Raw genomic sequence first — 14,346 nt, forward strand, 5'->3', positions numbered from 1 at the left:
CACCGCTGGGCGTCAGGCTTTTCGCCTATCCGTTAAAGCCTAATCAATCGTCGCTCACCGTAATGGTCGGCATCGCCGGCGCCGCCGCTTCCTGCAATACAATCCGCGCCCCCACATGACGGGCCAACTCCTGATAGATCATCGCAATCTGCCCATCAGCCTCGGCCGCGACGGTGGGTTTGCCACCATCGGCCTGCTCGCGAATCTCTATCGCCAATGGCAACGATGCCAGCAGTTCAACGCCATACTGGGTAGCGAGCTTCTCGCCCCCGCCCTCACCGAACAGATGCTCGGCATGCCCGCAGTTGGAGCAGATGTGCACCGCCATGTTTTCCACAACGCCCAGCACTGGGATGTTGACCTTGCGGAACATCTCCACACCTTTGCGGGCATCCAGCAACGCCAGGTCCTGGGGCGTGGTGACAATCACCGCACCGGCTACCGGGACTTTCTGCGCCAGGGTCAGTTGGATATCGCCGGTGCCTGGCGGCATGTCGATCACCAGGTAGTCAAGGTCGCCCCACGCCGTTTGTGTGACCAGTTGCAGCAACGCACCCGAGACCATCGGCCCGCGCCAGACCATCGGCGTGTTGTCATCGGTAAGGAAGGCCATGGACATCACTTCCACACCCAGCGACTCGATGGGCACAAACCATTTCTGATCCTTGACCTTCGGCCGTGTGCCTTCGGGGATGCCGAACATCACGCCCTGGCTCGGCCCGTAGATGTCGGCATCGAGAATGCCCACGCGCGCACCTTCACGGGCCAGGGCCAGGGCCAGGTTGGCCGCGGTGGTGGATTTACCCACGCCGCCCTTGCCGGAAGCCACCGCCACCACATTCTTGACGTTGGCCAGGCCCGGGATCTGCGCCTGGGCCTTGTGCGGCGCGATCACGCATTGGATGTCGACCTTGGCCGAACCCACACCGTCGAGGCCCTCGATGGCCATTTGCAGCATCTGTGCCCAACCGCTTTTGAACAGGCCCGCGGCATAACCCAGTTGCAACTGCACCGACACCTGGTCGCCCTGGACCTCGATGTTGCGCACGCAGCCGGCACTGACCGGGTCCTGGTTCAAATAAGGGTCGGTGTACTGGCGAAGAACGGCTTCCACCGCTGCGCGATTGACGGCGCTCATGGGCTACTCCCGAAAAAAGACTGACTGAAACAGGCGGCTATCCTAACCGTTCCAGCCGCTGAACGGCATGCTTTCGAAGGCGCGCAAGATACTGAAACAGCGTCACGGGGTGAAATAAATTTCCCGGCGCTTTATAGTGGCCGACCTCCGTTTCATCAAGTAGCCGAGCCCCATGTCCGAGCCACGCAAGATCCTCGTCACCAGCGCCCTGCCCTATGCCAATGGTTCCATCCATCTTGGCCATATGCTTGAGTACATCCAGACCGATATGTGGGTGCGCTTCCAGAAGCATCGCGGCAATCAATGCATTTATGTCTGCGCGGACGACGCCCACGGTTCGGCCATCATGTTGCGCGCCGAAAAGGAAGGCATCACCCCGGAACAACTGATCGCCAATGTGCAGGCTGAACACAGCGCCGACTTTGCCGAGTTCCTGGTGGACTTCGACAATTTCCACTCGACTCACTCCGACGAAAACCGCGAGCTGTCGAGCCAGATCTACCTGCGGTTGAAGGAAGCCGGGCACATCGACCAACGTTCGGTGACCCAGTATTTCGACCCGGAAAAGAAAATGTTCCTGGCCGACCGCTTCATCAAGGGCACCTGCCCGAAATGCGGCACCGAAGACCAGTACGGCGACAACTGCGAAAAATGCGGCGCGACCTACGCACCCACCGACTTGAAGGATCCCAAGTCAGCCATCTCCGGTGCCACGCCGGTACTCAAGGACTCGCAGCACTTCTTCTTCAAGCTCCCGGATTTCCAGCAAATGCTGCAAACCTGGACGCGCAGCGGCACCTTGCAGGACGCCGTGGCCAACAAACTCTCCGAATGGCTCGACAGTGGCCTGCAGCAGTGGGACATCTCCCGCGACGCGCCGTACTTCGGCTTCGAAATTCCGGGCGAGCCGGGCAAGTACTTCTATGTGTGGCTGGACGCGCCGATCGGCTACATGGCCAGCTTCAAGAACCTGTGCGACCGCACCCCGGAGTTGGACTTCGACGCGTTCTGGGGCAAGGACTCCACCGCCGAGCTGTACCACTTCATCGGCAAGGACATCGTCAACTTCCACGCGCTGTTCTGGCCGGCGATGCTTGAAGGCTCGGGCTACCGCAAGCCGACCGGCATCGCCGTGCACGGCTACCTGACGGTCAACGGCCAGAAAATGTCCAAGTCCCGTGGCACCTTTATCAAGGCGCGCACCTACCTGGACCACCTGTCGCCGGAATACCTGCGCTATTACTACGCGTCCAAGCTGGGCCGTGGCGTCGACGACCTGGACCTGAACCTGGAAGACTTCGTACAGAAGGTCAACTCGGATCTGGTGGGCAAAGTCGTCAACATCGCCAGCCGTTGTGCCGGCTTTATCCACAAGGGCAACGCCGGTGTACTGGTAGCCGAGAACGCCGCACCGGAGTTGACCGACGCCTTCCTGGCCGCCGCACCGAGCATCGCCGACGCTTATGAAGCCCGCGACTTTGCCCGCGCCATGCGCGAGATCATGGGCCTGGCCGACCGTGCCAACGCCTGGATCGCCGACAAGGCACCGTGGTCGCTGAACAAGCAGGAAGGCAAGGAAGCTGAAGTCGAGGCTATCTGCGCCACCGGCGTCAACCTGTTCCGTCAGTTGGTGATCTTCCTCAAGCCGGTGCTGCCGTTGCTGGCCGCCGATGCTGAGGCGTTCCTCAATGTGGCGCCGTTGAGCTGGAACGATCACACCACCTTGCTCGGTAATCATCAGTTGAACGCGTTCAAGCCCCTGATGACCCGTATTGACCCGGTGAAAGTCCAGGCCATGACCGACGCTTCGAAAGAAGACCTGGTCGCCAGCCAGACCGATACCGGCCAATCTGCGCCGGCGGGTAATGGCGAGCTGGCCAAGGACCCGATTTCCCCGGAAATCGATTTCGACGCCTTTGCCGCCGTGGATTTGCGCGTGGCACTGATCATCAAAGCCGAAGCCGTGGAAGGTGCCGACAAGCTGCTGCGCCTGACGCTGGATATCGGCGACGAACAGCGCAACGTGTTTTCCGGCATCAAGAGCGCTTACCCGGACCCGTCCAAGCTCGATGGCCGCCTGACCATGATGATCGCCAACCTCAAGCCACGGAAAATGAAGTTCGGCATTTCCGAAGGCATGGTGATGGCGGCCGGCCCTGGCGGCGAAGAAATCTACCTGCTGAGCCCGGACAGCGGCGCCAAGCCGGGTCAACGCATCAAGTAACCTCTGCAAAATGCCCCGCTGTCGCTACGGCGGGGCCTCTCAGCTTGCCCTTCTCCCTGGGCCGGGCGTCAACGCTATGATCACAGCATGAACCTCATTCAACGTATCGACGCGCTGCTGCCGCAGACTCAATGCGGCAAGTGCGGGCACCCGGGTTGCAAGCCCTACGCAGAAGGCATCGCTAAAGGCGAAGCCATCAACAAGTGCCCGCCCGGTGGGCAGGAAACCATTGCCGGGCTTGCGCAACTGCTGCGCCTGCCGGTACTGGACCTGGACACCAGTCGTGGAGATGCGCCTGCGCAAGTCGCCTATATCCGCGAGGCCGAATGCATCGGTTGTACCAAATGCATCCAGGCTTGCCCGGTGGACGCCATTGTGGGCGCCGCCAAGCTGATGCACACCGTGATTGTCGATGAGTGCACCGGTTGCGACCTGTGTGTTGCGCCCTGCCCTGTTGACTGCATCGAGATGCGTCCGCTCGCTGAGGTTTTGCCTATCGTCGGTGACTTGGCCAGCAATGATGACGAACGGCGTGCACGCGACCTCAAACGCGACCGGGCGCGGCGGCGCTTCGAGCAACGTAACGCCCGCCTGCAACGTGAAGAGGCTTGCAAGCTCGCCGAGCGCGTGGCACGAGCCAAGCGCACAGCGCCGATGGCAGTGGCACCGGTCGATAACCCTCAGGCTGCTCTGGACGCCGCGATCAAGCAGGCCAAAACCAACGTCGCCATGAGTCGCGCTCAGTTGCACAAATCCTTGAAAGCGTTTGGGCATCCGCCGACCTTTGAGCAGCAGTCGCAATTGATTATGCTGCAGCGACAGTTCGAGGCATCCGAGCAGGCGCTTGCCGCACTGGAGGCCAACAGCTCACCACAGCCACCAAAGACGGCCGCTAAAAGCGCCGAGTTCAAGCGCGCAAAGATCCAGTTGGCCATGCGCCGGGCTGCGTTGAAAAAGGCTCAGGATCAGCAAGCTGACGCGCATGAAATCGCAACCTTGAAAACCGCCTTGAACGCCGCCGAGCAAACGCTGCAGGATGCCGAGGCCAACGGCTGACCCATTGCACTGTGTATTGCCAACATCACGCCGACCGCCTGCAAGGAAACCCCTGCCCCTATGAATGCCGCAAAACGCCTGGAAATTTTCCGCAGGTTTCACGAAGACAACCCGGAACCGAAAACCGAATTGGCCTACTCCTCACCGTTCGAGTTACTGATTGCGGTGATCCTCTCGGCTCAATCCACGGACGTTGGCGTCAACAAGGCCACGGCCAAGCTGTATCCCGTAGCCAATACACCCGCCGCGATTTACGCCCTGGGTGTGGAAGGCCTGTCCGAATACATCAAGACCATCGGCCTGTATAACAGCAAGGCCAAGAACGTGATCGAGACGTGCCGCCTGTTGCTGGAGCTGCATGGGGGTGAGGTGCCACAAACCCGCGAAGCCCTGGAAGCCTTGCCAGGCGTGGGCCGCAAAACGGCGAACGTGGTGCTCAATACGGCCTTCCGGCAGTTGACCATGGCAGTGGACACGCACATTTTCCGCGTCAGCAACCGAACCGGCATTGCACGGGGCAAGAATGTGGTTGAGGTGGAAAAGCAGTTGATGAAGTTCGTGCCCAAGCCCTATTTGCTCGACTCCCACCATTGGCTGATCCTGCACGGACGCTACGTTTGCCAGGCCCGCAAGCCGCGCTGTGGCAGCTGCCGCATCGAAGATTTGTGCGAATACAAGGACAAGACCTCCGACGATTGAGCGATCATTGGTTTTTATGATCAGGCGATTGAAAAAATCTTTTTTACCCGTTCGCGGATTATCGCTATAAGGGGCCCCAACGGCAGTCTTAGCCTGGAGTTGACCTTATGAGCGCTGGCAGCAAAGAAGACCTGGTAGTGGAAGACGACCTCGTTGAGTCGGAGGACGATGATCTAGAGGCACCTGCACCAGAGGTGGCCAAGACCAATTTGAGCAAACGCCGCACTATCGACAATCTTCTGGAAGAGCGACGCTTGCAAAAACAGCTGGCCGATTACGACTTCGATTTCTGATCGAGCCGTTGACGGCCGGAAGCCTCCCTGACGGAGGCTTTTTTCTGCCGGTTACACGGGTATTCAAAGGGTGCAATATCCTCCCTAGACCAGGCCGTTGCGTTGGGCCAGTTCGATCAGGTCCACAAGGGATCGGGCATTGAGCTTGAGCAGCAAGCGCGTCTTGTAGGTACTGACGGTTTTGTTGCTGAGGAACATGCCATCGGCAATCTCCTTGTTGGTTTTGCCACGGGCCAGTTGCTGCAGCACCATCATCTCCCGCCCCGATAAGCGTTCGACCATGTCGGCTTCACTGGCATTGCCCATGGTTGAGCGCACCGAATTGAGCGCCTGGTTCGGGAAATAGCTATAGCCGGAAAGCACTGCCTTGATGGCACTGAGCAACTCTGTCAGATCCTGCTGCTTGCACACATAGCCGGCGGCGCCCGCCTGCATGCAGCGCATGGAAAAATGGCCGGGCGCCTGGGACGTCAGTACCAGCACCTTGAACGAGACGGCTTGCTTGGTTGAAGCCAGCCGGCAAATAACTTCCAGGCCGTCGAGCTTGGGGATTCCGATATCCAGTATCACGATATCCGGCATATGTTCCCGTGCAAGTTGCAACGCATCGACACCGTTATCGGTCTCGGCAACGACCTCATAACCATGACGCTCCATTAGCATGCGCACAGCAAGACGAATGACGGGATGATCATCCACGATCAGCACTTTATTCATGAGAAAGTCCAATTTCGCTGTTCGAATTATTTAGAGCAAACACAATAGCCTAGTCGATTACTAGTTGGCATAGCATTCCACCCCGAGCAAGAGCAGGCAGAGACCCAACCCACAAGAAGATAGGAATTAACCTACAAAAAATCGCCAACTTAGATGCTTGGAGCTTTATGGTTGCTTTCAGACCTTTCTCGGCGCGCACATATTTTGAGTGAAATATCGTGCCCATCAGCCCCTGAAAGTAAACGTGCCGCACAAGACTTTCAGGAAATGCCCCTTGCTTGTCGCCATGACGCGCACAAACCAACCCGGAACAACCGTTCCCATTAGTTCCATTTAACATATTTCAGCACTTCCATAATTCCTACAGAAAATTCAACAATTCACATATCCGTTGCAACTACATGAGTGAATTTTCTGTCAGACATAGTTCCTCCCCAGATGTAAAAAATCATTCAAACTTAAAAACAAATGACAAAAACGGAAAATAATTGCGCAAGTTACGAAAAAAATCCTTAAACACAGGCTAAACATTAATAAACAGCTCTGCTTTTAAAGCGCCCATAAAAACCCAGGCAAAAAAAATGGCCCCTTGCGCAAGGGGCCATTTTCACAACAGGCGCACGACTCAGAACAACGAGCGGCCCTTGTTGGCAGCAATGCGCATGCGCAGTGCGTTCAACTTGATGAAGCCTGCCGCGTCCGCCTGATTGTAGGCCCCGCCGTCTTCTTCGAAGGTGGCGATGTTGGAGTCGAACAGCGACTCATCGGACTTGCGGCCGGTGACGATCACGTTGCCCTTGTACAGCTTCAGGCGTACGACACCGTTCACGTGAGCCTGGGAGGCGTCGATCATCTGTTGCAGCATCAGACGCTCTGGGCTCCACCAGTAACCTGTGTAGATCAGGCTGGCATACTTGGGCATCAGCTCGTCTTTGAGGTGAGCGACTTCGCGGTCCAGGGTGATGGATTCGATGGCGCGGTGCGCGCGCAACATGATGGTGCCGCCTGGGGTTTCGTAGCAGCCACGGGACTTCATGCCCACGTAACGGTTCTCGACGATGTCGAGACGGCCGATACCATGCTGGCCGCCGATACGGTTCAAGGTCGCCAGTACGGTGGCCGGGGTCATTTCAACGCCGTCCAGCGCGACGATATCGCCGTTGCGGTAAGTCAGTTCCAGGTACTGCGCCTTGTCTGGAGCGTTCTCCGGGGAGACGGTCCATTTCCACATGTCTTCTTCGTGCTCGGTCCAGGTGTCTTCCAGCACGCCGCCTTCATAGGAAATGTGCAGCAGGTTGGCGTCCATCGAGTACGGCGACTTCTTCTTGCCATGACGCTCGATCGGGATGGCGTGCTTTTCAGCGTAATCCATCAGTTTTTCACGGGACAGCAGGTCCCATTCACGCCACGGCGCAATGACTTTCACGCCTGGCTTGAGTGCGTAGGCACCCAGTTCGAAACGGACCTGGTCGTTGCCCTTGCCGGTGGCGCCATGGGAAATGGCGTCGGCGCCGGTTTCGTTGGCGATCTCGATCAGACGCTTGGCGATCAATGGACGTGCGATGGAGGTACCCAGCAGGTACTCACCTTCATAGACAGTGTTGGCGCGAAACATCGGGAAGACGAAATCGCGGACGAACTCTTCGCGCAGGTCGTCAATGTAGATCTCTTTCACGCCCATGGCTTGCGCCTTGGCACGTGCAGGTTCGACCTCTTCACCCTGACCCAGGTCAGCGGTGAAGGTCACCACTTCACAGTTATAAGTATCCTGCAGCCACTTGAGGATCACCGAAGTGTCCAGGCCGCCGGAATACGCGAGAACGACCTTGTTTACGTCGGCCATGCCATCACTCCACGGGGTTGTACGGAAAGGCGACGATTCTACCGATCAAAACCGTGAAATTACAGGGGCGCGACAGCAAATGAAGATAAAGCGACAGATTATGTCGAGTGGGCGACCGATGGTAGCCTCTTATAAGCATAGGTATCTACACACCCTGGTAGCGTTCAACGGTAACCACGATGCGAAGCGAGTCGCTCTTGATCTGCTTTTGATCTTGATCTCAGGCGCCCCGTTAAACCACGCTGGCCGAACGCAGGCTTGAATTCGTGGGTAACCCGGCAGGACGCCGGGTTAGCCGCCCCGCGCCATGGATGGCGCGTGGCGGCGGCCCACGGATTCAAGACTGTGTTCGGGCACACCGAGCCTAGGCGAGGTGCCGAGTGGTGGGGCAAGAGCGCTTTGCTTACTTTCGCGCTTTTCGAAAGTGAGCCGCCGTCAGGGCGGAACCCTAAGTGGCCATTACCTAAATAACGGATATGTACCCGGTCCAACTGTGTTGACTATTAGGCCGCCTTCGCAGGCAAGCCAGCTCCCACAATTGGATCGTAGGGTGTCAGATAGATAGGCGTCGGCTATCCGGTCGTCACGGGAGCAAGCTCCCTCGCCACGGTTTCGGCGTCATACCGAAGTTGTGCGGTTACCCATGCTTATGAGGTAGCCGCCGGATTGCTCGGCGCAGTGGCCTGAGGCGCAGGTTTCTCAGGCGCGGCCACGCGCTCAAGCTGAATATTCACACGGCGGTTACGCGCACGGTTGGCAGCATTGGTGTTGGGCGCCAAGGGATAGCTTTCACCATGAAAACGCATGGTGATCTGCGATTCCTGAATGCCGTTGGCCTTGAAGTAGTCCATCACCGCCAGGGCACGGCGGCGCGACACGTCGCGGTTGGTCAGGCGGTTGCCACTGTTGTCGGAATGGCCGTTCAACTCGACATGATTGACCGTCGGGTCGGCCTTCATGAAGGCCAGAATCACAGACAACTTCTTCTTGGCCGCAGCGTCCAGCTCAATGCCACCACCAGGAAAGCCCACTTCGGTCTGTTTGACCTGGTCGTAATTCATGGGCAGCAGCTTGGTGGTGCACAGCTGATAATCGTTATAGGCCTTGCTGAACTTCACCGGCAACAGGCGAATTTCCGAGTAACCGCCTTCACGCCCGTAATGCCGCACGGTCGGGCTGCGCCCTTCGAGCAAGCCGGTGAACAGGCGACCGGCCTGGGCCTGGGAGCTATTGAACAGCACGTCGCCGCTGCCGACACGCACGGCCCCCAGGTTGATATCACCTCGGCCCGGCTGCCACGGCGCAGCAGCGGCCAACAGGGTTGCCGAGCCGGCGCCGAGGCTGCTGCCATAGGTTTTCAGACGAAACGTCGCCTGTTCGCCGGCCCGGCGTACGAATTCACCGGAACCGAAATCGGTGATCGGCTGGGTCAAGCGGCACTCGAACTGATCGCCCTCTACCTTCCACTCAATATTCTCCAGACGTGTCTGGAACGTGAGGGCCGCCGCAGGCAGGCTGGCGAACACACTGAGCAGGGCTAGATAATACTGGCGCACGGGAGGCTCCATGGGTTTCTACAACACTTCACAGCGTCATACATCGTTAAGGCATACCCGGAGATATCGGTAGCATCCGGCAAAACTTGATAGCGAGTGCCTGCAAGAGTCTTTTCCGGTAGCATTCCCACCAGATTGACCCGCCTGGAATCCCCAATGTCCGACCGCCTGACCCTGCTGCGTCCCGACGACTGGCATATTCATCTTCGCGATGGTGCTGCGTTACCCCAAACCGTGGCCGACGTGGCCCGCACGTTTGGCCGTGCCATCATCATGCCTAACCTGGTACCTCCGGTGCGCAATGCCGCAGAGGCCGACGCCTATCGCCAGCGCATCCTCGCTGCACGACCGGCCGGCAGCCGCTTCGAACCGTTGATGGTGCTCTACCTCACCGACCGCACCCAGCCTGAAGAAATCCGCGAAGCCAAGGCCAGCGGTTATGTGCACGCCGCCAAGCTGTACCCGGCAGGCGCGACCACCAACTCCGATTCCGGTGTAACCAGTATCGACAAGATCCTGCCGGCAATCGAAGCCATGGCGGAAGTCGGCATGCCGTTGCTGATCCACGGGGAAGTCACCCGTGGCGATGTGGACGTGTTCGATCGCGAAAAAATCTTCATTGATGAACACATGCGTCGTGTGGTCGAGCTGTTCCCCACGCTCAAAGTGGTGTTTGAACACATCACCACCGCCGATGCCGTGCAGTTCGTCAGCGAGGCGTCGGCCAACGTTGGCGCGACCATCACCGCCCATCACCTGCTCTACAATCGCAACCACATGCTGGTGGGCGGGATTAGGCCGCACTTCTACTGCCTGCCGATCCTCAAGCGCAACACCCATCAGGTAGCCCTGCTGGATGCCGCCACCAGCGGCAGCCCGAAGTTCTTCCTCGGTACCGACTCGGCGCCCCACGCCCAGCACGCCAAGGAAGCCGCATGCGGCTGCGCCGGCTGCTACACCGCGTTTGCCGCCATCGAGTTGTACGCCGAAGCGTTTGAACAGCGTAACGCGCTGGACAAGCTCGAAGGTTTCGCCAGCCTCAACGGCCCGCGTTTCTACGGCCTGCCGGCGAATACCGACCGCATTACCCTGGTTCGTGAAGACTGGACCGCCCCTGCCAGCCTGCCGTTTGGCGAGCTGACCGTTATCCCGCTGCGCGCCGGTGAAACACTGCGCTGGCGCCTGCTGGAGGAAAGCAAGTGAGTGAAGACCATTACGACGACGAACAAGAGCACGGCGGTGGCGGCTCGCGCCATCCGATGGCCGAGCGTTTTCGCGGCTATCTGCCGGTCGTCATCGACGTAGAAACCGGTGGTTTCAACTGCGCCACCGATGCCTTGCTGGAAATTGCCGCAACCACCATCGGCATGGACGAACAAGGCTTTGTGTACCCGGAGCACACGCATTTCTTTCGCGTAGAGCCCTTCGAAGGCGCCAATATCGAAGCCGCTGCCCTGGAGTTCACCGGGATCAAGCTCGACCACCCCCTGCGTATGGCGGTGAGTGAAGAGGCGGCGCTGACCGATATCTTCCGTGGCGTGCGCAAGGCGTTGAAGGCCAATGGCTGCAAACGCGCAATCCTGGTCGGCCACAACAGCAGTTTCGACCTGGGTTTCCTGAACGCCGCCGTGGCGCGACTGGACATGAAGCGCAACCCATTTCACCCGTTCTCCAGCTTCGACACCGCCACCCTTGCCGGCCTGGCCTACGGTCAGACCGTTCTGGCCAAAGCCTGCCAGGCCGCCGGTATCGACTTTGACGGGCGTGAAGCCCACTCGGCCCGCTACGACACCGAGAAGACTGCCGAGCTGTTCTGCGGCATCGTCAATCGCTGGAAACAGATGGGTGGCTGGGAAGACTTCAACGACTGAGCCCCCGATGAGCATAGGTACCTACACAATTTTGTAGGTTGTCGCAGCCCACGGTAACCACGATGCGAAGCGAGCCGCTCTTGATCTTGATCTGCTTGTGATCTTGATCTCAGGCGCCCCGTTAAACCACGCTGGCCGAACGCAGGCTTGAATTTGTGGGTAACCCGGCAGGACGCCGGGTTAGCCGCCCCGCGCCATGGATGGCGCGTGGCGGCGGCCCACGGATTCAAGCCTGCGTTCGGGCACACCGAGCCTAAGCGAGGTGCCGAGTGGTGGGGCAAGAGCCCTTTTGGTTACTTTTGGGGCTCTTTTCCAAAAGTGACCCGCTGTCAGAGCGGAACCCTAAGTGGCCGTTACCGCAGCAATGGATATGCACACAATCCAACTGTGTCGCCTGCCAGGCCGCCTTCGCGAGCAAGCCCGCTCCCACAGTTTGATCGCAGGGTGTCAGATAGAGATGCGTTGGCTGGTAGGCCGTCATCGCAGGCAAGCCAGCTCCCACAGTTGGATTGTGGGGTGTCAGGTAGACCAGCGTCGGCTGTCAGGCCGTCATGGGAGCAAGTCCCCACCCACAAAAAAACCGGCCTTTTCAGGCCGGTTTTTTTATACCGTGACGTTGGCTTACAGCTTGCCAGCGTTCTCGGTCAGGTAAGCCGCAACGCCTTCTGGCGAAGCGTTCATGCCTTTGTCGCCTTTTTTCCAGTTGGCAGGGCAGACTTCGCCGTGCTCTTCGTGGAATTGCAGCGCGTCGACCAGGCGGATCAGTTCTTCCATGTTACGGCCCAGCGGCAGGTCGTTGATGATCTGCGAGCGCACAACGCCCTTGTCATCGATCAGGAACGCGCCACGGAACGCCACGCCGCCTTCGGACTCAACGTCGTAGGCCTTGGCGATGTCGTGCTTCATGTCGGCAGCCATGGTGTATTTGACTTTGCCGATGCCGCCATCATTGATGGCGGTGTTGCGCCAGGCGTTGTGGGTGAAATGGGAGTCGATGGAAACCGCGACCACTTCAACGTTGCGCGCCTTGAAATCGTCCATGCGGTGGTCCAGGGCGATCAGCTCCGAAGGGCAGACGAAGGTGAAGTCCAGCGGGTAGAAGAACACCAGGCCGTATTTGCCTTTGATGGCTTCAGACAGTTTGAAGCTGTCAACGATTTCGCCATTGCCGAGGACGGCTGGTACGTCGAAATCCGGGGCTTGTTTACCGACGAGTACGCTCATTGGATATCTCCTGATGTAGGGGGTGACGATTGAAGTAAAAGGACAGGTCGAGTCTGCCGGTCAAAATCGACAGAAACATGACGCAATCACGCTTCGTAAAGACCGACCATCATACACCGAAAAAACCGTTCGTCAGCGCATGGGCGATGCGCGCTGGATTGTCGATGAAACTATTTTGACAATCATTCTCGTTAACATTAAGATCCATCGCACTTAAGCCATAAACCCGCGACGGTTCTCACTTATGTATGTCTGCCTCTGCACTGGCGTCACCGACGGACAAATCCGCGAAGCAATCTACGAAGGTTGCTGCAGCTATAAGGAAGTACGTGAGACCACCGGCGTTGCCAGCCAGTGTGGCAAATGTGCTTGCCTGGCCAAGCAAGTGGTACGGGAAACCCTGACGCAGCTGCAGACAGCCCAGGCCGCGCTCCCCTACCCAGCAGAATTTAAACACGCCTGAATAGGCATGTTTTGAAGAACCGGACCTAGTGTCCGGTTTTTTTATGCCATTAATTCAACTAGTTAGCGCTTAGACGCGGAACACAAACATTCTTATTCCGATTAATTTTCATTTATTATTCAATAACTTAGGTTTGACACTAGGATTTTCACCGCTCAGACTCTGCCCTATACACAGCTATTACAGGGCAGGACCCCAGTCATGAAAGGCGACATCTCAGTCATCCAGCAACTCAACAAAATCCTTGCCAATGAACTGGTCGCGATCAATCAGTACTTTCTGCATGCACGCATGTACGACGATTGGGGCCTGGAAAAGCTCGGCAAGCGTGAATACAAAGAATCGATCAAAGCCATGAAGGACGCCGACGCGCTGATCAAGCGCATCCTGTTCCTGGAAGGCCTGCCGAACGTGCAAGACTTGGGCAAGCTGAACATCGGCGAGCACACCCAGGAAATGATCAGCAGCGACCTGGGCTTTGAGCGCAAGAGCCACAGCGACCTGAAAGCCGCGATTGCCCACTGCGAAACCAAGGGCGATTTCGGCAGCCGTGAACTGCTGGAAGATATCCTGGAAGACCAGGAAGAGCATATCGACTGGCTGGAAACTCAACTGGGCCTGATCGACAAGGTCAGCCTGGAGAACTACCTGCAATCGCAGATGGGCGAATAACTGCGTTTGTTATCACTGTAGGAGCGAGCTTGCTCGCGAAGAACGTCAACGATCACGCAGCGCATCTGATTTAACGCGTTGCCTGGGCGACCTTCGCGAGCAAGCTCGCTCCTACAGAAAAGCTCAAAAAAAGCCCCGCTCTCTTGTGAGAAGCGGGGCTTTTTATTGCTCGCCAATCAGGCGTCAGTCTTGGCCGCTGCTTTTTCCGCTGCGTCTTTGATCAGCGCTTGCAGGGAACCATCAGCTGCCATTTCAGTGATGATGTCGCTACCGCCAACCAGCTCACCGGCTACCCACAGTTGCGGGAAAGTCGGCCAGTTGGCGTATTTTGGCAGGTTGGCGCGGATTTCAGGGTTTTGCAGGATATCCACGTAAGCGAACTTCTCGCCGCATTGCATGACGGCCTGGGACGCTTTTGCGGAGAAACCGCACTGAGGCGCGTTAGGTGCGCCCTTCATGTAAAGCAGAATGGTGTTGTTGGCAATCTGCTCTTTGATCGTTTCGATGATATCCATGGAACACCTCTGCAGGAACTTTGCGACTCACGGGTCGGCACGGTGGCGCATTGTAACGCAAAAATCCAGCAGGAT

At 57.9% G+C, this 14,346-nt stretch carries 15 protein-coding genes; 9 read left to right on the forward strand and 6 right to left on the reverse strand.

Annotated elements, in window-relative coordinates; genetic code table 11:
- Window positions 1-43 precede the first annotated feature (43 nt).
- A complete protein-coding gene (gene apbC / locus CRN80_RS01760) occupies window positions 44-1,138 on the reverse strand; it encodes an iron-sulfur cluster carrier protein ApbC (RefSeq protein WP_032893310.1) in 1,095 nt (364 codons plus the stop codon).
- Between the two features lie 172 nt (window positions 1,139-1,310).
- Between apbC and metG the strand changes: the two genes are divergently transcribed.
- The 4 genes from metG (at window position 1,311) to CRN80_RS01780 (ending at window position 5,410) form a co-directional block, all read left to right on the forward strand.
- Window positions 1,311-3,362, forward strand: a complete 2,052-nt coding sequence (gene metG / locus CRN80_RS01765) for a methionine--tRNA ligase (RefSeq protein WP_098949443.1) — start codon at window positions 1,311-1,313, stop codon at window positions 3,360-3,362.
- A gap of 87 nt (window positions 3,363-3,449) precedes the next feature.
- On the forward strand, window positions 3,450-4,418 hold the full coding sequence (gene rsxB, locus CRN80_RS01770; RefSeq protein ID WP_032893314.1) for an electron transport complex subunit RsxB: 969 nt from the start codon (window positions 3,450-3,452) through the stop codon (window positions 4,416-4,418).
- Between the two features lie 60 nt (window positions 4,419-4,478).
- Complete coding sequence (gene nth / locus CRN80_RS01775; protein WP_003188989.1) at window positions 4,479-5,117, forward strand: endonuclease III; 639 nt, start codon at window positions 4,479-4,481, stop codon at window positions 5,115-5,117.
- A 107-nt stretch (window positions 5,118-5,224) separates the two neighbouring features.
- Complete coding sequence (locus tag CRN80_RS01780) at window positions 5,225-5,410, forward strand: PA3496 family putative envelope integrity protein (RefSeq protein WP_032893316.1); 186 nt, start codon at window positions 5,225-5,227, stop codon at window positions 5,408-5,410.
- A gap of 84 nt (window positions 5,411-5,494) precedes the next feature.
- Here the strand turns inward: CRN80_RS01780 and CRN80_RS01785 are convergent, their stop codons facing one another.
- The 3 genes from CRN80_RS01785 to CRN80_RS01805 form a co-directional block, all read right to left on the reverse strand.
- Window positions 5,495-6,127 (reverse strand): response regulator transcription factor, encoded by a 633-nt coding sequence (locus tag CRN80_RS01785; RefSeq protein ID WP_003188986.1) that lies wholly within the window; start codon window positions 6,125-6,127, stop codon window positions 5,495-5,497.
- 625 nt (window positions 6,128-6,752) lie between these two features.
- On the reverse strand, window positions 6,753-7,970 hold the full coding sequence (locus tag CRN80_RS01790) for an argininosuccinate synthase (protein WP_003188984.1): 1,218 nt from the start codon (window positions 7,968-7,970) through the stop codon (window positions 6,753-6,755).
- Between the two features lie 647 nt (window positions 7,971-8,617).
- Entirely contained in the window at window positions 8,618-9,526 is a 909-nt protein-coding gene (locus tag CRN80_RS01805) for an OmpA family protein (RefSeq protein ID WP_032893317.1), read from the reverse strand.
- A 156-nt stretch (window positions 9,527-9,682) separates the two neighbouring features.
- Here CRN80_RS01805 and pyrC point away from each other — a divergent pair, with 156 nt between their 5' ends.
- Together pyrC and rnt are read left to right on the forward strand one after the other, a co-directional pair.
- Complete coding sequence (pyrC, locus tag CRN80_RS01810; RefSeq protein WP_032893318.1) at window positions 9,683-10,729, forward strand: dihydroorotase; 1,047 nt, start codon at window positions 9,683-9,685, stop codon at window positions 10,727-10,729.
- Window positions 10,726-11,397 (forward strand): ribonuclease T, encoded by a 672-nt coding sequence (gene rnt / locus CRN80_RS01815; RefSeq protein ID WP_003188980.1) that lies wholly within the window; start codon window positions 10,726-10,728, stop codon window positions 11,395-11,397. Before pyrC ends, rnt begins: the two co-directional genes overlap by 4 nt.
- A gap of 621 nt (window positions 11,398-12,018) precedes the next feature.
- Here the strand turns inward: rnt and CRN80_RS01825 are convergent.
- Window positions 12,019-12,621: a peroxiredoxin gene (locus CRN80_RS01825; RefSeq protein ID WP_003172097.1), complete on the reverse strand. Its 603-nt coding sequence runs from the start codon at window positions 12,619-12,621 to the stop codon at window positions 12,019-12,021.
- 22 nt (window positions 12,622-12,643) lie between these two features.
- Between CRN80_RS01825 and CRN80_RS30355 the strand changes: the two genes are divergently transcribed.
- The 3 genes from CRN80_RS30355 to bfr all read left to right on the forward strand — a co-directional run bounded on the left by CRN80_RS30355 (window position 12,644) and on the right by bfr (window position 13,756).
- Window positions 12,644-12,838 carry a hypothetical protein gene (locus CRN80_RS30355; RefSeq protein ID WP_138183488.1) on the forward strand — a complete coding sequence of 65 codons (195 nt, stop codon included), beginning with the start codon at window positions 12,644-12,646 and terminating at the stop codon, window positions 12,836-12,838.
- A gap of 27 nt (window positions 12,839-12,865) precedes the next feature.
- Window positions 12,866-13,084, forward strand: a complete 219-nt coding sequence (locus CRN80_RS01830) for a bacterioferritin-associated ferredoxin (protein ID WP_003188977.1) — start codon at window positions 12,866-12,868, stop codon at window positions 13,082-13,084.
- A 201-nt stretch (window positions 13,085-13,285) separates the two neighbouring features.
- Entirely contained in the window at window positions 13,286-13,756 is a 471-nt protein-coding gene (gene bfr / locus CRN80_RS01835; RefSeq protein ID WP_012722487.1) for a bacterioferritin, read from the forward strand.
- 176 nt (window positions 13,757-13,932) lie between these two features.
- Here bfr and grxD read toward each other — a convergent pair whose 3' ends face one another.
- Entirely contained in the window at window positions 13,933-14,271 is a 339-nt protein-coding gene (gene grxD, locus CRN80_RS01840) for a Grx4 family monothiol glutaredoxin (RefSeq protein WP_032893320.1), read from the reverse strand.
- Window positions 14,272-14,346: the final 75 nt, after the last annotated feature.

It is taken from the genome of Pseudomonas sp. FDAARGOS_380 (assembly GCF_002591235.1).
Lineage (GTDB): Bacteria > Pseudomonadota > Gammaproteobacteria > Pseudomonadales > Pseudomonadaceae > Aquipseudomonas > Aquipseudomonas salmasensis.

Excerpts from the sequence above, each read along its gene's own strand:
- apbC (WP_032893310.1), bottom strand. The coding sequence starts at position 1,138 with ATGAGCGCCGTCAATCGCGCAGCGGTGGAAGCCGTTCTTCGCCAGTAC.
- metG (WP_098949443.1), top strand. The coding sequence starts at position 1,311 with ATGTCCGAGCCACGCAAGATCCTCGTCACCAGCGCCCTGCCCTATGCC.
- rsxB (WP_032893314.1), top strand. The coding sequence starts at position 3,450 with ATGAACCTCATTCAACGTATCGACGCGCTGCTGCCGCAGACTCAATGC.
- nth (WP_003188989.1), top strand. The coding sequence starts at position 4,479 with ATGAATGCCGCAAAACGCCTGGAAATTTTCCGCAGGTTTCACGAAGAC.
- CRN80_RS01780 (WP_032893316.1), top strand. The coding sequence starts at position 5,225 with ATGAGCGCTGGCAGCAAAGAAGACCTGGTAGTGGAAGACGACCTCGTT.
- CRN80_RS01785 (WP_003188986.1), bottom strand. The coding sequence starts at position 6,127 with ATGAATAAAGTGCTGATCGTGGATGATCATCCCGTCATTCGTCTTGCT.
- CRN80_RS01790 (WP_003188984.1), bottom strand. The coding sequence starts at position 7,970 with ATGGCCGACGTAAACAAGGTCGTTCTCGCGTATTCCGGCGGCCTGGAC.
- pyrC (WP_032893318.1), top strand. The coding sequence starts at position 9,683 with ATGTCCGACCGCCTGACCCTGCTGCGTCCCGACGACTGGCATATTCAT.
- CRN80_RS01825 (WP_003172097.1), bottom strand. The coding sequence starts at position 12,621 with ATGAGCGTACTCGTCGGTAAACAAGCCCCGGATTTCGACGTACCAGCC.
- CRN80_RS01830 (WP_003188977.1), top strand. The coding sequence starts at position 12,866 with ATGTATGTCTGCCTCTGCACTGGCGTCACCGACGGACAAATCCGCGAA.
- bfr (WP_012722487.1), top strand. The coding sequence starts at position 13,286 with ATGAAAGGCGACATCTCAGTCATCCAGCAACTCAACAAAATCCTTGCC.
- grxD (WP_032893320.1), bottom strand. The coding sequence starts at position 14,271 with ATGGATATCATCGAAACGATCAAAGAGCAGATTGCCAACAACACCATT.